We start from the raw sequence: 24643 nt of genomic DNA on the forward strand, positions 1-24643 counted from the left end.
AGTTCTAGTCTCCTTCGGCGACGATGACTACGGCTTTGATGCTGCCGGGAATGCGATCGGCCACCAGGGCCTCTTGCGATCGTTCGAGTGAAAAGCGTGCTGTGACCATCGAATCCAGATCGACGCGCCCGGCAGCGACCAGTGCGGCGGCGATCGGCCACGTGTTGGCGTACCGGAACACTCCGGTGAGCATCAGTTCGCGATTCTGAATGATCGGGACCGGCAACGGTATCTCGTCGGCACCCATTCCGACCAGAACGACGGTCCCAGCGGGCCGAACTGCGTGAATTCCGTCGATTACTGCGGCCGTGGCACCCGAGGCGTCGATGAACGCATCGACGGCCAGCGAGCGTACGTCGCTTTCACGAGGATCAACGACGGTTGTTGCGCCGAATTTCAGTGCCACATCACGCCGGGCCGCATCGATGTCCGAGACGATGACTTCCGTCGCGCCGAATGCCTTGGCCACCTGCGTCGTCACGATTCCTACCGGGCCGGCGCCGGCGATCAACACACGAGAGCCGGCAGTGATTCCCGCTTTCTGGGCTGAGGCGATCCCTACGGAGAGTGGCTCGAACAGCGCAGCTGCCTCGTAGGACACGGAATCTGCGATGGGATGGGCGAAGTCGGCACCGATCGTGACGTAGTCGGTCAGTGCACCGTCGATCGGCGGCGTCGCGAAGAACTCCATATGAGGGCAGAGGTTGTATCTGCCTGCCTTGGATTCGGGACTTGTCGGATCGGGCTTCTGAGGCTCGATGGAGACGCGCTGCCCGATGCGTCTTGGGTCGACGCCGTCACCGACTGCGGCGATGCGTCCCGATGCTTCGTGTCCGAGAACGAGCGGTGAGTTGACTACGTAAGGGCCGATGCGACCTTCGTGAAAGTAGTGCGCGTCCGACCCGCACACGCCCACGGCATGGATGCGAACGAGGACTTCACCCGTCTTCGGGGACGGTCGTGGTCTCTCGACCATCTGCATCTTTCCGGTCTCAACAAGGACATTTGCCCGAATTGTCGCAGGTAGATCGACGGATTCTCCGGAAACTGTTGTGTGGGTCACAACGTAGATGTTAGCTTAATGAGCATAAGAACATCTAGTGAGCATCTGCTCACGATCAAGAAACTTTGAACCTGATACACAAGGAGACCGTGTGAACCAGTCGGCTCAGCCCGCAGGACTCAAGTCGTCGAAGTTGCCGGCTTCCGAGGATGTGCGGCTCGCCTTGCGGGCAGCGACCATGTATCACCTCGAAGGCGCTACTCAGGCGGAGATTGCAGCGAAGTTGGGCGTCTCGCGGCCTACGGCCGGGCGGCTGTTGGCCAGGGCGCGGACGCAAGGTTTGGTCAGGATCGAGATTATGGTGCCGCCGGAGCTCGAAGGTTCGGTGAACACGGAGTTGGAATCGAAACTGGAGAAGCACTTCGGGTTGGCCGAAGTTTTGATTGTGCCCGAAGCAAATTCGGACTCGGACGATCCGGACTTCGACGCGCTCGGCCGACGAGCAGCGGAAGTTCTGGTTCGTCGTCTGCAGCCGTCGAGCGTTCTCGGGTTTACCTGGGGTCCGGAAACCGTTGCGGTAGCAGGATCTTTGCCAGACAAGGCGGCGAAGTGCTCGGCTGTGGTACAACTTGACGGCTCCATGACGGTGACCGACTACCAAACCGGTGTCGACTTCACCATCGGCCGATGTGCACAACAGTTGCAGGCCAATCCTGTTCGCCTCAATGCTCCGCTATATGCCGACCCGGCGACTGTGGAGTCGATGCGAAACGACTCGGTCATCTCGAAGGCGCTGCAAGCCGGAACTGATTCCGACATCATGGTTTTCGGAGTCGGTGCCGTCTCGACTGCCACGACCTTGTTTGCCGGTAGCTTCGTCGACTCGACCATGCTGGACGAGTTGGAAAGTCGAGGCGCTGTCGGTGAAATCGGCGGCCGTTTCTACACGATCGACGGCAATCCAGTGGAGGGGCCACTGCCTGAGCGAACGGTCTCCGTATCGCTCGACGCAGTGAAATCCTGCGATCAGACGATTCTGATTTCGGGGGGAACACACAAACGCCAGGCCGTTCTGGGCGCATTGCGCGGAGGTTTGGCAAACGTACTCGTCACCGACGTCGAGTGCGCCCAGTGGCTGCTCGAAGGCTAGCGATCTCACGAGTTTCGCTGTCCGAGCGCGCGACTGACACGCAAGTGTGAAGGAAGGTAATCCGTGAAAACAGGAAGACGAGTGTGGGGCGCTGCCGCGGCGGCGCTCTGCCTCCTGGTGTCGGGATGTGCGGGCGCTGGTGCGCTCGGTGGTTCCGGCGAACGAACAGTCACCATCGCGATGGTGTCGAACTCGCAGATGCAGGACGCCATCAAACTGGCGCCGGCTTTCGAAGCCGAGAACCCTGGCATCGACCTCAAATTCGTCAGCCTTTCCGAGAATCAGGCGCGCGCCAAGATCACAGCGTCGACGGCAACCGGCGGCGGTGAGTTCGACGTCGTGATGATCAGCAACTACGAGACACCTCAGTGGGCCGCCAACGGTTGGCTCACGAACCTGTCCGAGTATGCAGACAAGACGCCCGGTTATGACGAGGACGACTTCATACCGTCGATCAAGACTTCTCTGTCATACGAGGACAGTATGTACGCGGTCCCGTTCTACGGGGAGTCGTCGTTCCTGATGTACCGCAAGGATCTGTTCGATCAGGCGGGGATAACAGTTCCCGAAGACCCGACGTGGCAAGAAGTTGCAGGTTGGGCAGCGCAGTTCGACAACCCGGATGCCAAGATGGCGGGAATCTGCTTGCGCGGAAAGCCTGGCTGGGGTGAGGTACTCGCACCGCTGAACACCGTGATCAACACCTTCGGTGGACGCTGGTACGACGAGAATTGGAATGCGCAGTTGACCAGTCCGCAGGTCGAGGATGCGGTTCAGTTCTACGTGGACACGGTCAAGGAGCACGGTCAGCCGGGTCCTGCCACAAGCGGATTCGGTGAATGTGCAACACAATTCGCGCAAGGCAACACGGCGATGTGGTACGACGCGACGTCGGCTGTGTCAGTTCTTGAGGACCCTGCGTCGTCGAAGGTAGTCGGCAACATCGGATATGCGAAGGCCCCGAAGGTCGAGAAGTCCGATCCTGGTTGGCTCTACACCTGGGCGCTCGGAATCCCGGAGTCGGCAAAGAACAAAGATGACGCCTGGAAGTTCATTTCCTGGATGACGAACAAGGACTACATCCAGAAGGTCGGAACCGAACTCGGCTGGTCGAGAGTTCCTCCGGGAAGTCGCCTTTCGACCTACGAGATTCCGGAGTATCAAGAGGCCGCACAGGCATTCGGGCCGATCACCCTCGAATCGATCAACAATGCAGATCCGAAAAACCCGACAGTGCAACCGGTTCCGTACACCGGCGTCCAGTTCCTCACAATCCCTGAGTTTCAGGACCTGGGCACTCGCGTCAGCCAGCAGATCAGTGCTGCCATCGCGGGTCAGAAGAGCGTGAAAGAAGCGCTCGAACAATCCCAGCAGTATGCCGAGGTGGTCGGCAAGACCTATCAGGAGAACCGATGACTACGGTTGCCGAGCCCAGAACTACGGTGGACGACGCGCCACCGGTCCGTGTCGAAAAGAAGATCTCCCGCGCCGAGGGTTGGCGTCGTAGAGGTCCCCTGTTGCCGGCGTTGATCTTCTCGATCGTCGTCACCCAGATTCCGTTTCTGTTCACCCTCTACTACTCGACGCAGTCGTGGAACCTTGTCCGGCCGGGATCGCGGCACTTCAACGGGTTCGACAACTACATCGAGGTTTTCAAGGACAGTCAGTTTCGGGAAGTCGCGGTCAACACGGTCATCATGATCGTGGGTACGGTCATCGTTTCGGTGATCCTCGGACTCGCGTTGGCACTGCTACTCGACAGAGCCTTCCTCGGTCGCGGGATCGTGCGGACACTGCTGATCACGCCATTTCTCATCACCCCCGTCGCTGGCGCATTGCTCTGGAAGACAACAATGTTCGACCCGGTGTTCGGTATCGTGAACTTTGTCCTCCAGCCTTTCGGTGTCGGCCAGGTCGACTGGGTCAGCAAGTTTCCGCTCGCCGCCGTCATGATCAATCTGATCTGGCAGTGGACGCCTTTCATGATGCTGCTCATTCTGGCCGGCTTGCAGTCCATGCCCCGAGACATCCTCGAAGCCGCACGGGTGGACGGAGCCAAGCCGTTTGCGATGTTCCGCGAACTGACACTGCCGCACCTGCGCCGTTTCATCGAACTCGGTGCAGTTCTGGGTGCGATCTACCTCGTGAACACCTTTGACGCGGTGTACATGATGACCTCGGGCGGGCCAGGCGTGGCCAGCTCGAACCTGCCGTTCTACATCTACCAGCGCGCATTCCTCGGCTTCGACGTAGGTCAAGCTGCGGCGATGGGTGTCGTGACAGTGATCGCGACCATCATCGTCTCGACACTCGCGCTCCGATTGATCTTCAAGAGCTTCACCGGCAACGAGGAGGCGGCGTGATGACTGCCGTAGAGACGACAAGCGCGACGACCGACAAACCCGTCGTCAAGAAAAAGAAGAGCAGTAAGTTCAGTCCGTGGTCGGTCGTGGCGTGGATCGCCGCTCTCGGATTCTTCTTTCCGGTCTTCTGGATGGTCCTGACCGCGTTCAAGACCGAGGCAGACGCCTACACGGACCCGCCGAAGCTGTTCTTCACTCCCACCCTCGAACAGTTCCGTGCCGTCCTCGATTCCGGTCTGGGTACCACGCTGGCGAACTCGGCATTTGCCACAGGAATGTCGACGATTCTTGTTCTGCTACTGGGTGTTCCGGCTGCGTTTGCATTGTCTCTTCGCCCGGTGAAGAAGACGCAGGATGTGCTGTTCTTCTTCATCAGTACCAAGATGCTCCCAGTCGTCGCCGCAATCGTGCCGCTGTACGTGATCGTCAACGACATCGGATTGCTCGACAACATCTGGGCGCTGGTCATCTTGTACACATCGATGAATCTGCCGATCGCAGTGTGGATGATGCGTTCGTTCTTTCTCGAAGTCCCCGGCGAGCTTCTCGAAGCCGCCAGCATGGACGGCGCGAGTTTGTGGACCTCGGTTCGAGAGGTGATCCTCCCGCTGATCTCGCCCGGAATTGCTGCGACTGCGCTGATCTGCGTGATCTTCTCGTGGAACGAATTCTTCTTCGCAGTCAACCTGACAGCTGTTCAAGCGCAGACGATTCCGGTCTTCCTGGTCGGGTTCATCACCGGCGAGGGCCTGTACTGGGCTCGGCTCTCCGCGGCAGCGACCATGGCGGCATTGCCCGTCATCCTGGCCGGTTGGTTCGCCCAGAACAAACTGGTGCGCGGCCTGTCCTTCGGTGCAATCAAATAATTCTCCTCACCCTCTCAGGAGTTCGTCATGGCTGAAATCTCGTACCAGAAAGCGTCTTGCATCTACGAAGGTGCCGGGACCCTCGCTGTAGATTCACTCGATCTTGACATCAAGGACGGGGAGTTCATCGTGCTCGTCGGTCCGTCAGGTTCCGGAAAGTCCACGGCCCTGCGCATGTTGGCAGGGCTCGAGGACATCGATTCCGGTGCGATCACCATCAACGGCAAGGACATGACCGATGTCCCGTCGAAGGATCGCGACATCGCAATGGTCTTCCAGAATTACGCGCTGTACCCCAATAAAACCGTCGGCGAAAACATGGGGTTCGCGTTGAAGATGCGCGGTGTGCCCGTCGAGGAGCGTAAGAAGAAAGTTGCCGAAGCGGCCAAACTGCTTGACCTGACGGAATACCTCGACCGCAAACCGGCCAAGCTTTCCGGTGGTCAACGGCAGCGAGTTGCCATGGGCCGAGCAATCGTTCGTGAACCGCAAGTGTTCTGCATGGACGAGCCGCTCTCCAACCTCGACGCAAAGCTACGCGTCCAGACCCGCACGCAGATCGCGGCGTTGCAGCGTCGTCTCGGAACCACCACCGTCTACGTCACGCACGATCAGGTGGAAGCGATGACGATGGGTGATCGCGTGGCAGTGCTCAAGGGCGGCAAGTTGCAACAATTCGCTTCTCCGACCGAACTTTACGATCGGCCGGCCAATGCGTTTGTTGCCGGCTTCATCGGATCTCCAGGTATGAACTTGGTAACGGCGCCGGTCAGTTCGGGTGGGGTGCGTTTCGGCGACGTCGAGGTTCCGCTGGACCGCGAGCAGATGGCGGCAATCGCCGCGGCCGGTCTGGCTTCGGTCACAGTAGGAATTCGGCCCGAGCAATTCCAGGTGGTTGCTGCCGGAGACGGAATCGCAGCTCAGATCGACCTGGTAGAGGAACTGGGCAACGAGTCGTACATCTACGCACACGTGCCTGGTACCGAAGCCGACCCGATCTCGCTCGTTGCACGCACCGGCGGGCGATCGAAGCTGCAGTACGGCCAGACGCTGGGCTTCGAGCGGGTGGACGGTCCTGTTCACCTCTTCGACCCGACTACGGGTGAGCGCGTGGGTAGCTGAATCCCACCACAATCGTGACCTGCTCGGCACCCGAACTCGTTCGTGCCGAGCAGGTCACATCCATCTTCGACTGGTGAGAAGGTTAGGGTCTACCGATGAGTGATACACGCGAACGATCCGTCGTGGTGTGTGGTGAGGGACTGGTTGATCTGGTTCCGGTGGGGGAGAACTTCTCACCCAAGTTGGGCGGTGGACCGTTCAACGTTGCGATCGCGGTGGGTCGACTCGGATCCGACGTGGGATTCGTCTCTCGCTTGTCCACCGACGCGTTCGGAGATCGGATGATCGACTCGCTGGCCGCGTCGAATGTCGACACGACCGGAGTCGAACGTGGGCCCGAGCCGACAACTCTGGCCGTCGTGAACCTTGCGGCGGACGGAGGTGCGCGGTATTCCTTCTACCTTGAGGGAACGGCGGATCGACAGTTCGCGCTGCCGAAACTTCCCTCTGCCCGGGCATTCTCGTTCGGAACGCTGTCGCTGGTGCTCGAGCCCGGGGCCTCCGCTTACGAAGCCATGCTGCACGAAGCACACGCCCGCGGTCGACTCACCATGGTGGACCCCAACATTCGTCCGGCGGTGATCTCGGACCCGGAAGCATATCGACGACGATTTCGTTCGTGGTTGCCTGCCATCGATATTCTCAAAGTGAGCGACGACGACGCGAAGTGGTTGGGTTCGGTTGACGGCGCCGAGTGGCTCGACGAAGGCGTCGGCGCCGTACTGCTCACCCGTGGCGGTGACGGGTTGCGGTTGATCACCAAGGAACTCGATGTTTCGGTGCCGGCGCCCGCAGTTGACGTCGCGGACACGATCGGTGCGGGCGATACCGTTCACGGAGCCCTGCTGGCCTACCTTGATCGTCACGATGCACTCGACGTCGCCGTTGTGCGTGCGTTCTCCGAGGCAGATTGGTCGGCCGCGTTGACCTTTGCCGCACGCGCGGCAGCCGTCACCGTGTCACGACCAGGGGCGGATCCGCCGTGGTCAAGGGAGTTGGGCCTGCCCGTCTAGCACTGGGGACCACCGCCCTACTGCGAGCGCAGTACGTCGAACTGCCTACCTGTGCACGATGTGCGACGGGGTCGTGTATCGGCACAGTGATACGCATGTCGATATTCCTGTACAAACTCTCGCGACTCGCGTTTCGTCGTCGCTGGGCAATGGTGGGCTTCTGGGTCGTCCTGCTGGTGGCGGGCGGAGTAGGCGCAGCAACGCTGTCCGGTCCGACCGTCAACACATTGTCGATCCCGGGCACAGAATCGCAAGCGGCACAGGACCTTCTGGCTGAACGGTTCCCGGAATCTTCCACCGGCGGAGCCAGTGCTCGCATAGTCTTCGAATCTCCGGCGGGCACGACGCTCGCCGATCCGGCCATTCGACAATCCGTCAGTGAATTGGTCTCTGCGCTCGGGAAGGACCCCGAGGTTGCAGCGGTATCGGATCCGTATGCATCCGGCGGAGTGTCGCCGACCGGGACGATCGGATACATGCAGGTCTCCTATACCGCCGACTCGATGGACTTGCCGGACAGTTCGAAAGAACTGCTCGAGTCCGCTGTCCACGACGCCTCGGATTCAGGGCTGGCAGTCGATGTTGCCGGCAACGTGCTGATGGAAAGCAGCGCCGAATCGATGGGAGAGGTGATCGGAGTCGCGATCGCCGCGGTGGTGCTGACCGTCACCTTCGGTTCCTTGGTTGCGGCGGGGCTTCCTTTGATCAGCGCGTTGATCGGCATCGGCATCGCGATCTGCACGATCACCATCGCAACTGGTTTCATCGAACTGGGTTCGAGCACAACCGTCCTGGCAATGATGCTGGGGCTCGCCGTGGCGATCGACTATTCGCTGTTCATCGTCTCGCGCTACCGCTCCGAACTACGTGACGGACATGATCCGGAAATTGCTGCGGGCCGCGCAGCGGGGACTGCGGGTTCGGCCGTAGTGTTCGCGGGGTTGACCGTCCTTATCGCACTGGCCGGACTGTTCGTCGTGAACATCCCGTTCCTGACAAGCATGGGTCTGGCTGCAGCATTCGCAGTTGCTGTTGCAGTGGTGATTTCACTGACGCTGCTGCCCGCCACACTCGGATTTGCAGGGTCGCGCGTCCTGAGTCGGTCTGATCGTCGACTGCTGGCGTCCGGCGGTGAACTGACACACCGGAAACAGTCGGAGGGGGCGGGCTCGCGATGGGCCAAGTTCGTGATCCGGCGTCGAGTTCCGGTTTTGCTCGCGTCAGTCCTCGGGTTGGGATTGCTGGCGATCCCCACCTTCGGAATCAACCTGAGTTTGGCGAGCCCACCAGTGCCCGACACAACTGCCGCCAGGGCTACCGACCGACTATCCGAGGGGTTCGGTGCCGGGTTCAGCGGTCCGCTCATGGTGGTCGTCGACGTTGCCGACGCCGCAGATCCGGCAGCGGCATTGAGCGGCGCCCAGGAAAAGCTCGGTGCTCTGCCCGACGTAGCGGCAGTGACGCCGCCAGCACTCAATCAGGCCGGCGATACAGCAGTCATCACGGTGGTTCCCTCGAGTGGCCCGGAAACCGAGGCAACAAAGGCGCTCGTCGCAGATATACGTGAGGTCGCCGGATCACTGACCGACGAGACCGGGGCCACGATGTCGGTCACCGGTCAGACAGCGTTGACGATCGACGTCTCGGACCGCTTGGCTGATGCCCTCGTTCCCTACCTCGCATTGGTCGTCGGCCTCGCCTTCATTCTTTTGATGCTGGTGTTCCGCTCGATCTTGGTACCGCTCAAGGCAACTCTCGGATTTCTGCTCTCGATCGGCGCGACGTTCGGTGTGCTGGTCGCGATCTTCCAGTGGGGTTGGTTCGCCGGCATTCTCGGAATCGAAGGCCAAACCGGATCAGTTGTGGCGATGTTGCCCATCTTCATGATCGGCATCGTCTTCGGGTTGGCGATGGACTACCAGGTGTTCCTGGTGACCAGAATGCGTGAAGCGTTCGTCCACGGTGACGGACCGGACGAAGCAGTCGTGAAGGGCTTCGACCAGGGCGCCCGAGTCGTCACGGCCGCGGCGCTGATCATGATCGCCGTTTTCGCGGGCTTCATCTTCGGCGGCGACGCCTTCATCATGCAGATCGGACTCGGACTCTCGTTCGCGGTTCTGTTCGACGCCTTCGTGATTCGTATGACCGTCGTACCGGCCGTCATGTCCCTGTTGGGCTCGAAGGCATGGTGGTTCCCCTCATGGCTGGACCGGTTGGTCCCGAACGTCGATGTCGAGGGGGAGCAGTTGACTGCGCTGCTCGCAGATTCGAAGGAATCCAGTGAACCCACGAGCGACAAGTTGTCGGTATGACCCGGATACGGTAGATCGATGACTTCGACATCGACGTGGGGTCGATGGTGTGCGGAACACCCGCGCACCATCGACCTGGCACTGACGATCCTCGTGCTCCTTGCCACGTGGACGGCGCACCGCATCGCGCTCGATGGCAATGACACCCGCGAAGTAACAGTTGTGGGAGTCCTTGTAACAGCGATCGCAGCGGCAACCATCGTATTCCGGAGGCGCTACCCGTTCTCGGCGCTGGCGGTGGCAGTACTTCTCGGCGTATTGATGATTGCACTGTCAGCGCCGCCGAATGCCGGCACAGGTTCCGCGGCGATGGTGTGCCTCTACTACGTTGCCAGCACGAGTGACCGCCGGAGGACCTTCTTCGCAGCGGCGAGCACAGTCAGCTCGCTGATGCTCGTCACAATCTTCCTGGGAGTGGGGAACAATCTCCTGCAGGAGGCACTGGGGTTGTTGGCCTGGTTGCTGATGGCAAGTTTCGCCGGCGCCGAGGTCCGTTCTCGCCGAGCCTATCTGGAGTCCGTCGAGGCGCGCGCGGTGCAAGCGGAAAGAATGCGCGAGGACGAGGCCCGACACCGCGTCGTCGAAGAAAGGATGCGGATTGCGCGAGACCTGCACGACGTTGTCGCGCACCACATTGCCTTGGTCAACCTGCAAGTCGGGGTCGCGTCGCACTTGATCGGGAAAGACCCCGAGAAGGCGACGACTGCACTACGCGGAGTGGAGGAAACGTCCAAGGCGGCACTCGATGAAATTCGGGCCACGGTCGGAGTTCTCCGTGACGCTCAGGACGGTGATCGCTCGATGAAACCGGCTCCGGGGCTTTCGGATCTACCGGCACTGGTGGATCAATTCGTCAGTGCGGGAATGGAAATCGAAGTGCGCGCAGTGGGTTCGCTGCGCCCTCTCGGGCCAGCAGTAGACCTCACGGCGTACCGAATTATCCAGGAAGCGCTCGTGAATGCAAGCAAGCATGCGTTGCCGGGGGCCGTCACCGTGTCGTTGTCGTACGAAGCCGAGGTTCTGGTGCTGTCGGTCGAAAACTCCGGAACGGCAGTGCCTTCGACGTCACCGCCCGGGTACGGACTGCTGGGAATGAAGGAGAGGGCACAGGCAATGGGAGGCGAGGTCTCAGCAGGATTCCGCGCGGACGGGGGATTTCGTGTGGACGCCCAACTGCCGCTGGTCTCGGTCTCCAGCGGTTCGGAGCGTGAGGAGTCGTGAGTATTCGGGTGGTAGTGGCAGACGATCAGGCGCTCTTCCGTCAAACGCTTGCGCTGCTGATCGGTTCGGAAGACGACATGGAGGTGGTCGCCGAGGCGGCAGACGGAGAGCAGGCATTCCAGGCGGCGCTCGAGCACCGGCCCGACGTTGTTCTGATGGACATTCGCATGCCGGGCACCAGCGGAGTCGAAGCGACCGCCATGATCGCCGATCATCCGGATTTGACCGACGTACACGTACTGATCCTGACGACCTTCGAAGTGGATGAACATGTGGCACAGGCGATCCGGGCGGGAGCGAGCGGCTTCATCGGCAAAGGAATCCGAGCTGAGGATCTACTTGATGCTGTTCGGACGGTCGCAGGTGGGAACTCTTTGTTGTCGCCGATTGCGACCAGCGCGTTGATTTCTCGATTCCTTTCCACTCCGTCGCGGGCCGACTCGACTTCCGGGATATTCGGTCAATTGACACCACGCGAACTCGAAGTGGTCACCCTCGTTGCCCTCGGGATGTCCAACGACGAAATCGCCGCGGAATTGGTGATCAGCGCGGTCACGGCAAAAACCCATGTGAACCGGGCGATGACGAAACTGGATGTCCGCGACCGCGCGCAACTGGTGGTTCTCGCCTATCAATGCGGTGTGGTGATTCCGGGACGCTCGGTGGATTGACTCGAGAAACTCTTGACTCGAACGGGTGTTCGAGTATTGTTTGGGGAGGGGATCGGGGGATTCAATGAGTGTTCTGTTGTCGGATGTGGTGTCTGGTTCTGCGGTGGGGTTGCGCGGACGCCTGTGGCGGTTGTCTGCTGCGGAGTTACGTACCGCTGCTATCGAGGCGAGTGCGGAGGTTCTTCGTCTCGAGGCTGTTCGTGTGGCGGTGGTGGACGAGTTGTCGTTGCGGCCGGATGATCAGGTGATCGCCAGCCGCGGGGTGGGGTGCTGGTTGGCGGCGAACACGATGCTGCAGGTCCGGGACGGGAAGAAGATCGCCGCCCTCGGTGCAGCGCTACGCCCGCTTCCGGCGGTGGCGGCTCGCTTTGATGTCGGGGATTGCTCCTTCGATCATGCCGTGTTGATCGTGGCGTTCTGCGAATCACCACCGAAGGGGATGCCGGACGCCGCGTTGCCTCGCTGTGTCGACCTACTGTTGGCTGCTGCTTCCGGTGTGGAGGCCACGACGACGAAAGTCCGGAACGTCATCGCGACCTTGGAGCGAATCTTCGAGTCCGATGAGATTCCGCCCGCCGAAGATGTCGATCGCAACGAGTTGCGGATCGCGTCGACGTTGAACGGCCGGGTGGTGGTGCGCGGAGATTTCGACGCCCTCACCGGTGAAATGCTGCTCTCCGCCCTGTCGAATCTGACGATGCCCACCCCGGCACCCGATGGAACCCCGGATTCTCGGTCGGCAGCGAAGCGGACCGCGGACGGGTTCACCGAACTGATTCGGCGGTATCTGGATTGCGCGAAGACCGGTGTCGATGGGGGTCAGCGGCCGCACGTGAACGTGCACATCAACGCGCGTGATCTGGCTGAGCACCGGGACTGCGCCGGAACACCCGCTGCTCCTGATGGTGGAGCGGCTGTGTCGGATCTCGATGTCGGGCACATGCCCTGGCTGGGGCCACTGTCGGTGTCGCAGACCAGACTCCTCGGGTGTGACTGTTTCCTCTCGACTGTTCTGCTCGACGGTCACGGGGCTCCGTTGGATGCGAGACCCGGAAAGAGGTTGGTCACCGCGGAGCAGCGAGTGGCGTTGATCGCCCGGGACAAGGGGTGCGCGTTCCCGGGCTGCGCGTGCGTGCCCGCGTGGACGGATGCGCACCATATTCGGCACTGGGCCAACGGCGGCCCGACGGTGATGAACAACCTTGTCCTGCTGTGCCGTTCACATCACCGGTTGATGCACCGGAAATCCGGGTTCGTCGGGAAATGGGTGATCCGCATCGGGGTCGACAACAAACCCTGGTTCATCCCACCACCCTCGATCGACCCCGGCCAGCACCCGCGACCGGCGAACACCACATTCCAAACCTGAGGGGGCAAATCTCAGATGCACCAGAACGTGCCCAGGCCTGTCTCGGATCCGCTGCTCTGTGTCCGACCGATTGGTGGGAGGTGGAGTCGAATGGGTGCGTGCTTTGGGGGTGGCTCTACTTTTGGGTGCCCGTGTGGCCTGTCCCACTCAGTGGGTCATTCTTTCGTCGTCGCCAAGCCGGTTGTGCCAGGTCATTTGGACGTCTGACCTGCAGTTCAAAATCTTTCGTTAGAACACGTTCCAATTTCGCGGATTTGTGGCTATGGTCACAGAGATAGATGCGGGTGTGCGAATGAAAGGGTGAAGTGACGTGAAGACCAAGGGTGCAATCCTGTGGGGCCTCAATGAGAAGTGGTCCGTCGAGGAGATCGAGATCGGCGAGCCGGTAGCCGGCGAAGTTCAAATTCGCATGGAAGCGGCCGGAATGTGCCACTCCGATCACCACATCGTCACCGGCGCGACCCCGATGCCGTCGTTCCCGGTCATGGGCGGGCACGAGGGTTCGGGCGTCATCACCAAGCTCGGCCCGGAGGTCAAGGGCCTGGAGGTCGGCGACCACGTCGTTCTGTCCTTCATTCCGGCTTGTGGAACCTGTCCGGCGTGTTCGGCCGGACATCAGAATCTTTGTGACCTCGGGATGGGTCTCCTCAGCGGCCAGGCCATCAGTGACGGCACGTACCGGATCCAGGCTCGCGGCGAAAACGTGATCCCGATGTGCCTACTAGGGACGTTCTCGCCCTACATGGTCGTGAACCAGTCGTCAGTGGTGAAGATCGACAAGGACATTCCGTTCGAGGTTGCCGCACTCGTCGGTTGCGGCGTCCCGACCGGTTGGGGATCGGCAACCCACATCGCCGATGTGAAGCCCGGCGAAGACGTTGTGATCATGGGCGTCGGCGGCGTCGGTATCAGTGCACTACAGGGTGCAGTTGCATCGGGCGCCCGGTACATCTTTGCCATCGACCCTGTGCCGTGGAAGCGTGAGCAGGCTCTGAAGTTCGGCGCAACGCACGCTTTCGAAAGCGCTGCCGCTGCCATTCAGCCGATCATCGACGCCACGTACGGACGCATGGCGCAGAAGACGATCATCACCGTCGGCGAAATGAAGGGTGAGTACGTCGAAGAAGCGATGATTCTGACGGCAAAGGCTGGTCGTTGTGTTGTCACTGCAATGGGGCACCTGACGGACATGGATGTGAAGCTGAACCTGTTCCTGATGTCGATGCTTCAGAAGGACCTTCAGGGCAACATTTTCGGCGGTGGCAACGCTCGCCAGGACGTGCCTAACCTCCTCGCGATGTACAAGGCAGGCAAGCTGAACCTTGACGACATGGTCACTCGGACCTACACGCTCGAAGGCGTGAACGACGGGTACCAGGACATGTTGGATGGCAAGAACATCCGCGGCGTCATCCGCTACACCGAAGCTGACTGGTGATCGAAAGCGCAACTCTTGTGCCAGTAGTCTGATCGGGTGCCCAGTACTCACAGTCTCGACGTAATCCAGCAGTGGCCGGTCGACAATGCGGCAGCGGTCGTCCTCTCCGGGAAGAATCCGGGTGAGGGCGACCGCATTCGTGGTTTCAGCGGCGACCAGTCGCATGTTTTCCCCCTGGCTTCGGTGACAAAACTGTTGTGCGCCTACGCGATTCTGGTGGCGGTGGAGGAAGGGGCGGTCGAGTTGGATGGGCCGGCCGGGCCTGAGGGGTCGACCGTTCGTCATCTCCTCGCACATGCTTCCGGGTTGGCATTCGCCGAACGTGTTGTTCAGGCGCCGGTGGCGTCGAAGCGGATCTACTCGAGTGCGGGATTCGAGGTGCTTGCCGAGTTGGTTTCCCGGGAGACCGAGATCGAGTTTGCCGACTATCTTGCCGAGGCGGTGTTCGCGCCGTTGGGGATGACCAGCGCGGCTCTTGTCGGTCCTGCCGGTCACGGTGCGCAGGCATCGGCAGACGACTTGGCCAAGTTCGCGGCTGAACTGCTCTCGCCGACCCTGATCTCGACGCAGACGTTCGCAGAGGCGACAACCGTGCAGTTCCCGGGGCTCAACGGAATTCTTCCGGGTTACGGCTCTCAGCGCCCCAACGACTGGGGACTCGGATTCGAAATTCGCGGCGACAAGCGTCCGCATTGGACAGGTCTCGAGAACTCGGCCGCAACTTTCGGTCATTTCGGCCAGTCCGGGACGTTCCTGTGGGTCGATCCCACGATCGATACTGCGTGCGTCGTGCTTACCGATCGCGACTTCGGTGATTGGGCCAAGCCTTTGTGGACTGAATTGTCAGATGGCGTAGTCGGTGAAGTTTCGCGATAGAGCACAAATTTCTCTCCTTCCACTGGCGCAACACGGGTAACACAAGGCACACTGTTCAATCGAGCGTGCTGCACGAACTCGACAGAGGTCGTTGGGGAAGACGTCCCTCGTCGAAGCAGGAGGCTCGAGTGCGCGAAATGAATCAATTCGCGGACGTGACGACTGGTGTGGTTTACATCCACTCGTCGCCCGCGGCGCTGTGCCCGCACGTGGATTGGGCTTTGTCCGCCACGTTGGACAGCCCTGCCAAGCTCAGATGGACCTCACAGCCTGCCTACGACGGGCTTCTGCGTGCGACGACGGATTGGACAGGTCCCGTCGGAACCTGTGCCCGCCTGGTCGATTCGTTACGGGCGTGGCCGATGTTGCGGTTCGAGGTCACGGAGGACCCGAGCCGTGGCGTCGACGGCGAACGGTACAGCCATGTACCCGGTCTGGGCTTGTGGCGCGGATCCACCAGTGCGAACGGTGATGTCGTTGTTGGGGAGATGAAACTGCGGTCCATCATGAATTCCGGTGGAGACATCGCCGCGGAGATCGATCGGGCGATAGGCGCACCGTGGGACGAGGAACTCGAGCCCTTCCGGAGTTCGGGCGAAGGCGCCGAAGTGACATGGCTGCGTAGGCGTGTCAGTTGACCGAGGTCCATCCTGAACCCTGAGTGCTCTCGCGGATTGAACGACAAAGACTTGAATGACAAAGGTGGGCCCCGCCGTATCGGCGAGGCCCACCTTGCTGTCCAGGGTTGTCAGAGCGGAATGTTCTTGTGGCGCGCACGGACAGATGGTGCAGACGCGAGCGCAGCGGTGACGATGCTGCGAGTCTTCGCCGGGTCGATTTCCTCATCGACGACGCCGATTTCGACAGCGCGGTCGACGCCGCCTGCGATCGCCTCGTGTTCGGCAGCGAGACGGTCGTGCAATGCTTCACGCTCGTCGTCCGGTGCCGCAGCGAGAGCCCGCTTGTGCAGGATGCCGACAGCAGCCTTCGCGCCCATCACGGCCACTTCGGAGTTGGGCCAAGCGAAAACGGCCGTGGCTCCCAGTGCTCGCGAGTTCATTGCGATGTATGCGCCGCCGTAGATCTTTCGAGTGACAACGGTGACGCGGGGGACAGTCGCCTCGGCGAAGGCGTGAAGTAACTTCGCGCCGCGCCGAACCACGCCTTCCCACTCCATCGACACGCCAGGCAGATACCCGGGAACATCGACGACGACTACGAGCGGCACGCCGAATGCGTTGCACAGTCGCACGAATCGAGCGGCCTTCTCTGCACTTTCGGAGTTCAGGCACCCCCCGAGTCGCAGTGGGTTGTTCGCGATGACGCCAACCGTGCGTCCGGCCATCCGGCCGAAACCGGTGACGATGCTCCGCGCGTAATTGCCTTGCAGTTCTTCGAAGCTCGACTCGCCTTCGACGTTGTCGAGCATTTCGTGAACGATGGGACGAACGTCGTATGCACGTTTTGCGGACGCAGGCATCATGGCGCGCAGATCGCTGTCGCCGAGTTCCGCTGCCCGCTGATCGAATTCGCCCTGCTCGCACATCATCGAGACCAGGCGTCGTGCGCGGTGCAATGCGTCGGCCTCGTCGTGTGCGGCGATGTGCGCGACACCCGACTTCTTGGTGTGTGTGTCCGGACCGCCGAGTGACACCATGTCGACCTGTTCACCGGTGACACTGCGAACTACGTCTGGGCCGGTGACGAACACTCGGCCTTCCGGCGCCATGATCACGACATCGGTGAGGGCTGGACCGTACGCGGCTCCACCAGCGGCAAAGCCGAGCACGACGGAAATTTGAGGTATGAGACCCGACGCACGGACCATGGCCTCGAAGACCAGTCCGACTGCGTGGAGTGCTTCGACGCCTTCAGCCAGACGCGCGCCACCGGAGTGCCAGAGACCCACGATGGGGGACTCTTCCTCGATGGCGGTATCGATGGCTTTGACGAGGTGTTTGCAACCGTCGACGCCCATTGCGCCGCCCATGACGGTGGCATCGGAGCAGTATGCGATGGTGCGGACGCCGTCGATGTTTCCGGACGCAGCGAGCACGCCGGACTTGTCACGGGCGTGGAGCGGCACTGTTGTGCCGGGGTCGAACAGATTTTCCAGGCGCGCAAGAGGATCGCGCGGGTCTGTCGATGATTCGGACTTTGTCACGGGGGCCAGGATGGTCATCGCGTCCTCCTTCAGTACGAGCCTTGGGTGGAACGAAAGGTCGGTGTTGTCCGCGGGTGACGTTGTGTTGCAACGACACCCGCGGACAGGTGCAAACCGCGGTTCGGGCTAGGCCCGACCGAAGGCGAGCGCGACATTGTGCCCACCGAAACCGAACGAGTTGTTCAGTGCGAAATCGAAAGAGCCGGTTCGGGGTTCACCCTTGACGACATCGAGATCGATTTCTGGATCCTGGCTGTCAACATTGAGCGTGGGCGGGATGATCCCGTCACGCACCGCCAGAACCGTGAGGACTGATTCGAGGGCGCCGACAGCGCCGATCGAGTGTCCCAGCGCGGATTTCGGGCCGTACACCGCAGCGTGATTGCCGACCGCTGCGTTGATTGCCTTTGCCTCTGCGATGTCACCGATCGGCGTCGCAGTGGCGTGGGCGTTGATGTGCTTGATGTCGGACTTCGTCAGTCCGGCCATCTCGATTGCTCGGGTCATGGCTCGCGCCGCGCCCAGGCCTTCCGGATGCGGTGCCACGATGTGGTACCCGTCCGAAGTGATTCCGGAACCGAGCAGGCGGGCATGAATGGTGGCCCCGCGTGCCTTTGCGTGTTCCTCGGTTTCGAGGATCATCAGTGCGCCGGCTTCGCCGAAGACGAATCCGTCGCGGTCCTTGTCGAAAGGACGTGAAGCTGCGGCCGGATTGTCGTTGTTGGTGCTCATTGCACGCATCATGGCGAAGCTCGCGATCGGAACCGCGTCGATGAAGCTCTCGACTCCACCAGCCACAACCATGTCCGCGTCACCCATGACAAGCATGCGGTGAGCGTGAGCAATTGCCTCGGAACCTGACGAACATGCCGACACCGGGGTGATGACGCCGCCGCGGGCCCCGAGTTCGAGCCCGACTGTTGCGGCCGGTCCGTTGGGCATGACCATCTGCACCGAGAACGGGGACACCTTGCGGTATCCGCCGCCACGGAGCTTGTCGACGGCGTCGATGAGCGTGTCTCCGCCGCCGAGTCCTGTGCCGATGACAACCGCGAGGCGGTCCTGATCGACTTCGGGGCTGCCGGCGTTGCTCCAGACCGTGCGACTCAACGTGAGGGCAAGGCGTTCCACCCAGCTCATCCGTCGAATTTCGACGCGGGACAAGCCCTCGTCTGGTGAAACCTTCAGGTGCCCGCCGATGCGAATGGGAAGGTCGAACTCGTCGATGAACGGGTCATCGAGGATTCCGATGCCGCTTTCGCCGGCGAGTAGCGCCTTCCACGTGCCATCCACATCACCAGCCACCGAGGTCGACGTCGCGAGGCTCGTGACGACGATGTCGGGGAATTTCCCTTTGCGGGTAGAAGCGGAAGTCACGGTCGGCTCACTCTGCGTTCTTGGCTTCGGCGCCTTCGGCTTCGAGCTTCTGGATGTACGCGACGATGTCGCCGACGGTGCGGAGGCCTGCGAGATCCTCGTCGGGGACCTTCACGCCGTACTTGTCTTCGGTCTGAACAGCGATCTCGACCATGGACAGGGAGTCGATATCGAGGTCGTCCACGAAGGACTTGTCAACGGTGACCTCGGAAGGCTCGATACCGGTGACCTCCTCCACGATCTGGCCGAGTTCCGCGATGATTTCTTCCTGAGTGTGGGCCACTGGTGTGGCTCCCTTCTTGATCGATTGAGGTGGGGTGAAACGTCCGGCCGCCGTTCGGGCTGATCGGCCGGGTGGGCGTCCGAGCTAGGTCAGCTCGGACAGTGCGGAGATATCCTCCGGGTTCTTGAGGGCCACCGTCGGTGTGCCACGCATTTCGCGCTTGGCAATTCCGACGAGGGTTCCGGCCGGCGGGAGTTCCACGATCGCGCTGACTTCTGCTGTCCGCAACGACGCGGAGCAGAGGTCCCAACGAACGGGGCGGGTTACCTGCGCGGCAAGTTTGGTGAGGGCGTCGGCGCCCGAGGAGACGGGTGCGCCATCCGAGTTGGAAAGCAGCGTGCGCGTCGGATCGGACGGGGTGATCTTGGCGGCAGCAGCTGCGACGGCGTCCTGTGCAGGTGCCATGAAGCGGGTGTGGAAAGCGCCGGCGACGGGCAGTGCGCGGACTCGGGCCTTTTCGGGTGCGTTTGCTGCGAGTTCTTCGAGCGCGGTGAGCAGTCCGGCAGCCACGATCTGGCCGGCCGCATTGCGGTTGGCCGCTTCCAACCCGAGTTCTTCGAGTCGTGCGAGCACTTCGGCTTCGTCGCCACCGAGAACGGCTGACATGCCGGTGGGCTCGAGCGCACAAGCCTTGGCCATCTCGGCGCCGCGGAGGGCGGCAAGCGCGACCGCGTCGTCAGCGGAAATAACACCGGCGACCGCAGCAGCGGCAAGTTCACCCACTGAATGGCCGGCAGCGATGACGTCGGCGCCGAGGAGCCCACGTGATTCGATTTCCTCGTACGCCAGCAGAGCAGCGGCAACGACGAGGGGCTGGGTTACCGAGGTGTCGGTGATTTCTTCTGCAGTCGCGGTCGTGCCGAGTCGGACGAGGTCAAGGCCAGCCGCCTTCGACCACACTTCGAGGCGGTCTTGCGCTCCGGGCAGTGCCAGCCATGGGCTGAGCATGCCGGGTGTCTGAGAGCCCTGTCCCGGGGCGAGCAACGAAATCACTTATTAAGAGAACACCGCCGCGAGTGACCTGCGAGATGTCGGTCGCGATGAACTCTGGCGAAGTGTTTTGTAGGGTTCCCACAAAATCCCACGTCGCGCCCGGCCATCGAAATTGGACGCTCGGGGGTTACAGGTTTGTTTGTCCGGATGTTAAAGATGTGACTGAAGTAACCGAATTGTTCGATTTGAGATCGATTTGTGTCAATCGGCCCACGGTAGCGGCGATCCGTAGTACGTATGCGTCGCGTGGATTCGTAGGATCCCGGCCGGTAACTTCCGCGATTCGCTTCAAGCGGTACCGAACGGTATTTGGATGAACAAACAGAAGACGTGCACAAGTCTCAACCGCACCTCCACAGTCGAGATAACTGTCTAAAGTATCGGTCAAGACTGTGCCGGATTCCGCTAAAGGTGCGACCAGGAAATCGCGAAGAGCCTTTACGGCAGCGTCGTCTCCCAGTAGTGCCCGTTCCGGGAGCAGTTCAGTCGCGAAAACGGGACGAGGTGCGCCGCGCCACCCGGCGACGGCCTTGATTCCCGCGAGAGCTTCGGACGCACTGAAGTGTGCTGCGCTCAACGAGGGCGTTGTCGGGCCGATCACCACCGGCTCGTCGGCGAAACTCATGAGCAGGTCTTGAAGGAATTGGCTGCCTTCCGTCTTACTGCTCAGCTCGCCGCTGACGATCATCACCAGTCGCGGACCCTGCACCACGGCGAGAACAGCGCGCCCGTGCGCGGCGGCAGTGGCGTGGACGGTGCCGGCAACCGAGACCCGCTCGTCCGGCGGGGGAGACCCGACGATGACGGTGGCCGGAGCGGTGGCGTCCCAGTTCAAGGTGGCTGCGCGGGAGAGCATGTCCGAGCCGGTGTCTCCCTGCACGACGGCGTCGACGACGAGCGCTTCCAGTCGCGTGTCCAGGGCACCCCGCGACTCGGCGGCGCTTGCGTACACCGTCGCTGCTGCGAAACCGAGTTCACGCCCGTAGCGCAGGACGGCTTCTGTCAGCGCGATCAGCTGCTGATCGTTGCGGGCGAGAGCGGGCAGCCATTTCTCGAAGAATTCCATCGCCACCCGGACCATGTCGACGGTCTGGCGCAGCGTGAGCTGTCGAGCAAGATCCTGAGGGATGACCGGAAACGACTCGTATCCGAAGCTGATCTCCGAGTCGAGTTGCCGCAGCCATTCCAGGAAATTCACCACCGACGTCTGCACCAAGAGTTGAACGTCGGCACGTTGCGACGCGTCGAGACTGTCGAAGAACGGAAGCTGCTCCTCCATCACGGTCACGGCCTCGGTGGAGAGCCGACCGGAGAACTGTTTGACGCGGCGGAGCAAGGCTTCTGGAAGTGGATCGCGAACCTGACGACGGCGGGCGAGTACAGCCTGCAACCCGGACGACTGTGGTCGAGTGCGGCGTACGCCCTCTTCGGGTTTCTCGGGATCAGGTTCGGGCATGAGAAAAACCTACGCCCATCGCCGCAGCGGATGTCGAGATGACACCCGCGGCGATGGGCGTAGGTCTGTTTTCGATCGCTGGGACTGTTGCCCTACGACTTAGGCGCTACCGGTGTCCCCGGTCTGCTCGGGAGCAGCATTCACGTCGTCGATGCGGTATCGGCTCGCTGCTTCGACGGCCTTCGACCGCTCGATCGATCCTTCCTTCGCCAAACCGATCAGCACGGCAACGACGATGGACTCGGCATCGACGTTGAAGTAACGACGCGCAGCGGTGCGGGTGTCGGAGAAGCCGAACCCGTCCGTGCCGAGCGTGGTGTAGTCGCCGGGAACCCACTGACGGATCTGGTCCGAGACCGCCCGCATCCAGTCCGAAGCCGCGACGACAGGGCCTTGGGCCGAGGACAACGCCGTGGTGACGAAGGGAACCGGAGCATCCTCGGACGGATTGAGCAGCGCTTGACGTTCGCATTCGACGCCTTCGCGGCGCAGCTCACCCCAGGACGTGACCGACCAGACGTCGGCCGAGACGCCCCACTCGTCGGCGAGCAGCTTCTGCGCACGCAGACCCTCGGGCATCGCGACACCGGATACGAGGATCTGTGCCTTCGGGCCGGCTGCTTCGGACGTCTTGTAGAGGTAGATGCCCTTGAGCAAGCCCTCGACGTCGAGACCTTCGGGCTCGGCCGGCTGAACGTACGGCTCGTTGTAGATGGTCAGGTAGTAGAAGATGTTCTCGCCACCGAAACCGTCGACGCCCTCGGTGCCGCCGTACATGCGGCGCAAGCCGTCCTTGACGATGTGCGCCAACTCGTACGAGAACGCGGCGTCGTAGGTGACAGCGGCGGGGTTGGTGGATGCCAGGAGCAGCGAGTGTCCGTCGGCGTGCTGGAGACCTTCACCGGTCAGAGTGGTACGACCGGCGGTGGCGCCGAGAACAAATCCCCGAGCCATCTGGTCGGCAGCCGCCCACAGGCCGTCGCCGGTGCGCTGGAAACCGAACATCGAGTAGAAGATGTACAGCGGAATCATCGGTTCACCGTGGGTGGCGTAGGACGTGCCGACTGCGGTGAACGATGCCGTCGAACCGGCCTCGTTGATGCCCTCGTGCAGGATCTGGCCGATCGGGCTCTCCTTGTAGGCGAGCATGAGTTCGGCGTCGACGGAGGTGTAGAGCTGTCCGTTGCGGTTGTAGATCTTTAGCGACGGGAACCACGAGTCCATACCGAACGTACGGGCCTCGTCCGGAATGATCGGCACGATCCGCTTGCCGATCTCCTTGTCGCGCAACAGTTCCTTGAGGATGCGCACGATCGCCATGGTGGTGGCGACTTCCTGCTTGCCCGAGCCCTTGCGGATGACGTCGTACGTCTTGTCCTCGGGGAGCTTGAGCGGAGCAGCGTCGGTGTTGCGGGAAGGCAGGAACCCGCCGAGTGCTTTACGACGGTCGAGCATGTACTTGATCTCGGGAGCGTCCGCGCCCGGGTGGTAGTACGGAGGCAGGTACGGATCCTTCTCGAGCTCGGCATCCGAGATCGGGATGTGCTGCATGTCGCGGAACGCCTTGAGATCGTCCAGCGTCAGCTTCTTCATCTGGTGTGTGGCGTTGCGGCCCTCGAAGTGCTTACCGAGGGTGTAGCCCTTGATGGTGTGCGCCAGGATGACCGTCGGCTGGCCCTTGTGTGCCATGGCCGCTGCGTAGGCGGCGTGGACCTTGCGGTAGTCGTGGCCACCGCGCTTGAGGTTCCAGATTTCCTGGTCTGTGAGGTCCTTGACCAGTTCCTTGGTGCGGGGGTCACGTCCGAAGAAGTGATCGCGTACGAACGCGCCGTCGTTGGCCTTGTACGTCTGGTAGTCACCGTCCGGCGTCACGTTCATCAGGTTGACGAGTGCGCCGTCGCGATCGGCGTGCAGCAGCGCATCCCACTCGCGACCCCAGACGACCTTGATGACGTTCCAGCCGGCACCGCGGAAGAACGATTCCAGTTCCTGGATGATCTTTCCGTTGCCGCGGACCGGGCCGTCGAGGCGTTGGAGGTTGCAGTTCACGACGAACGTGAGGTTGTCGAGGCCTTCGGTTGCCGCGACGTGAGCGAGGCCGCGTGATTCGGGCTCGTCCATTTCGCCGTCGCCGAGGAATGCCCACACGTGCTGATCGGTGGTGTCCTTGATGCCGCGGTCGTTGAGGTAGTGGTTGAACCGGGCCTGGTAGATGGCGTTCATCGGGCCGAGGCCCATCGAGACCGTCGGGAACTCCCAGAAGTCGGGAAGCAGCCGCGGGTGCGGGTAGGACGGCAGTGCTCCGCCGAAGTCGGCGTGGGACTTCTCCTGGCGGAATCCGTCGAGCTGTTCCGCGGGGATGCGGCCCTCGAGGAAGGCGCGTGCGTAGATGCCGGGGGAGGCGTGACCCTGGATGAAGATGTGGTCGCCACCGCCCGGGTGGTCCTTGCCGCGGAAGAAGTGGTTGAAGCCGACTTCGTACAACGCTGCCGAGGATGCGTAGGTGGAGATGTGACCGCCGACGCCGACGCCCGGTCGCTGCGCGCGGTGGACCATGATCGCGGCGTTCCAACGGATCCAGGCGCGATAGCGGCGCTCGACCTCTTCGTCGCCGGGGAACCACGGCTCGTTTTCGGTCGGAATCGTGTTGACGTAGTCGGTCGAGGTGAGCGCGGGGAGTGCGACGTGCTTCTCACCGGCGCGTTCGAGCATGCGGAGCATGAGGTAGCGGGCACGCGTGGGTCCGGATCGATCCAGAAGTCCGTCGAATGATTCGAGCCATTCGGTGGTCTCGTCCGGATCGATGTCCGGCAGGTACGACGCAACACCTTCGCGAATGACGCGAACGCGACCGTCGGTTCCCCCCGGCGTGTTCGACGCGGGCGAACCCGACTCGCCGGCGGCGCCGGAATCGGCGTTCTGCCCGGACGCGGGACCCTGGATCAGGTCAGACAACGTGTGCTCCT

The 24643-nt window shown here is 61.8% G+C and carries 20 protein-coding genes; 13 read left to right on the forward strand and 7 right to left on the reverse strand.

What is annotated here, in order from left to right; all coding sequences use genetic code 11:
* Positions 1-4: 4 nt before the first annotated feature.
* A complete protein-coding gene (locus AC3WQS_RS17290; protein WP_031331962.1) occupies positions 5-1015 on the reverse strand; it encodes an NAD(P)-dependent alcohol dehydrogenase in 1011 nt (336 codons plus the stop codon).
* A 139-nt stretch (positions 1016-1154) separates the two neighbouring features.
* Here AC3WQS_RS17290 and AC3WQS_RS17295 point away from each other — a divergent pair, with 139 nt between their 5' ends.
* The 13 genes from AC3WQS_RS17295 to AC3WQS_RS17355 all read left to right on the forward strand — a co-directional run bounded on the left by AC3WQS_RS17295 (position 1155) and on the right by AC3WQS_RS17355 (position 16042).
* Complete coding sequence (locus tag AC3WQS_RS17295) at positions 1155-2153, forward strand: sugar-binding transcriptional regulator (RefSeq protein WP_492711488.1); 999 nt, start codon at positions 1155-1157, stop codon at positions 2151-2153.
* Positions 2154-2216: 63 nt separating this feature from the next.
* Positions 2217-3569 (forward strand): ABC transporter substrate-binding protein, encoded by a 1353-nt coding sequence (locus AC3WQS_RS17300; RefSeq protein ID WP_019748979.1) that lies wholly within the window; start codon positions 2217-2219, stop codon positions 3567-3569.
* Positions 3566-4516, forward strand: coding sequence for a carbohydrate ABC transporter permease (locus AC3WQS_RS17305; protein WP_019748978.1), 951 nt, complete (start codon positions 3566-3568; stop codon positions 4514-4516). Before AC3WQS_RS17300 ends, AC3WQS_RS17305 begins: the two co-directional genes overlap by 4 nt.
* Positions 4516-5382 (forward strand): carbohydrate ABC transporter permease, encoded by an 867-nt coding sequence (locus AC3WQS_RS17310; protein WP_020969937.1) that lies wholly within the window; start codon positions 4516-4518, stop codon positions 5380-5382. Before AC3WQS_RS17305 ends, AC3WQS_RS17310 begins: the two co-directional genes overlap by 1 nt.
* A gap of 27 nt (positions 5383-5409) precedes the next feature.
* Positions 5410-6504, forward strand: a complete 1095-nt coding sequence (locus AC3WQS_RS17315) for an ABC transporter ATP-binding protein (RefSeq protein ID WP_019748976.1) — start codon at positions 5410-5412, stop codon at positions 6502-6504.
* Between the two features lie 95 nt (positions 6505-6599).
* Positions 6600-7517, forward strand: coding sequence for a carbohydrate kinase family protein (locus tag AC3WQS_RS17320; RefSeq protein ID WP_020969936.1), 918 nt, complete (start codon positions 6600-6602; stop codon positions 7515-7517).
* Positions 7518-7612: 95 nt separating this feature from the next.
* Positions 7613-9829, forward strand: coding sequence for an MMPL family transporter (locus AC3WQS_RS17325; RefSeq protein ID WP_024487648.1), 2217 nt, complete (start codon positions 7613-7615; stop codon positions 9827-9829).
* An 18-nt stretch (positions 9830-9847) separates the two neighbouring features.
* Positions 9848-11050, forward strand: a complete 1203-nt coding sequence (locus tag AC3WQS_RS17330) for a sensor histidine kinase (protein ID WP_019748973.1) — start codon at positions 9848-9850, stop codon at positions 11048-11050.
* Positions 11047-11721 (forward strand): response regulator, encoded by a 675-nt coding sequence (locus AC3WQS_RS17335; protein ID WP_020969934.1) that lies wholly within the window; start codon positions 11047-11049, stop codon positions 11719-11721. Before AC3WQS_RS17330 ends, AC3WQS_RS17335 begins: the two co-directional genes overlap by 4 nt.
* Before the next feature lie 64 nt (positions 11722-11785).
* Positions 11786-13090: an HNH endonuclease signature motif containing protein gene (locus AC3WQS_RS17340; RefSeq protein ID WP_492711487.1), complete on the forward strand. Its 1305-nt coding sequence runs from the start codon at positions 11786-11788 to the stop codon at positions 13088-13090.
* Between the two features lie 310 nt (positions 13091-13400).
* Positions 13401-14528, forward strand: a complete 1128-nt coding sequence (locus AC3WQS_RS17345) for an NDMA-dependent alcohol dehydrogenase (protein ID WP_019748970.1) — start codon at positions 13401-13403, stop codon at positions 14526-14528.
* A gap of 36 nt (positions 14529-14564) precedes the next feature.
* Positions 14565-15404, forward strand: a complete 840-nt coding sequence (locus AC3WQS_RS17350; RefSeq protein WP_492711486.1) for a serine hydrolase domain-containing protein — start codon at positions 14565-14567, stop codon at positions 15402-15404.
* Positions 15405-15532: 128 nt separating this feature from the next.
* Positions 15533-16042, forward strand: a complete 510-nt coding sequence (locus AC3WQS_RS17355; protein ID WP_020969931.1) for a DUF3145 domain-containing protein — start codon at positions 15533-15535, stop codon at positions 16040-16042.
* A gap of 110 nt (positions 16043-16152) precedes the next feature.
* On the opposite strand, the gene AC3WQS_RS17360 is transcribed toward AC3WQS_RS17355, so the two are convergent.
* The 6 genes from AC3WQS_RS17360 to aceE all read right to left on the reverse strand — a co-directional run bounded on the left by AC3WQS_RS17360 (position 16153) and on the right by aceE (position 24632).
* Complete coding sequence (locus tag AC3WQS_RS17360; RefSeq protein WP_003941597.1) at positions 16153-17586, reverse strand: acyl-CoA carboxylase subunit beta; 1434 nt, start codon at positions 17584-17586, stop codon at positions 16153-16155.
* Between the two features lie 108 nt (positions 17587-17694).
* Positions 17695-18945 (reverse strand): KasA/KasB family beta-ketoacyl-ACP synthase, encoded by a 1251-nt coding sequence (locus AC3WQS_RS17365; RefSeq protein WP_003941591.1) that lies wholly within the window; start codon positions 18943-18945, stop codon positions 17695-17697.
* Between the two features lie 7 nt (positions 18946-18952).
* Positions 18953-19228 carry a meromycolate extension acyl carrier protein AcpM gene (gene acpM / locus AC3WQS_RS17370; protein WP_003941649.1) on the reverse strand — a complete coding sequence of 92 codons (276 nt, stop codon included), beginning with the start codon at positions 19226-19228 and terminating at the stop codon, positions 18953-18955.
* Between the two features lie 84 nt (positions 19229-19312).
* Positions 19313-20221: an ACP S-malonyltransferase gene (locus AC3WQS_RS17375; RefSeq protein WP_020908154.1), complete on the reverse strand. Its 909-nt coding sequence runs from the start codon at positions 20219-20221 to the stop codon at positions 19313-19315.
* 127 nt (positions 20222-20348) lie between these two features.
* A complete protein-coding gene (locus AC3WQS_RS17380; RefSeq protein ID WP_019748966.1) occupies positions 20349-21677 on the reverse strand; it encodes a PucR family transcriptional regulator in 1329 nt (442 codons plus the stop codon).
* Between the two features lie 99 nt (positions 21678-21776).
* On the reverse strand, positions 21777-24632 hold the full coding sequence (aceE, locus tag AC3WQS_RS17385; RefSeq protein ID WP_007735476.1) for a pyruvate dehydrogenase (acetyl-transferring), homodimeric type: 2856 nt from the start codon (positions 24630-24632) through the stop codon (positions 21777-21779).
* Between the last annotated feature and the right edge of the window lie 11 nt (positions 24633-24643).

The sequence above is a fragment of the Rhodococcus sp. FW305-130 genome (assembly GCF_058788335.1).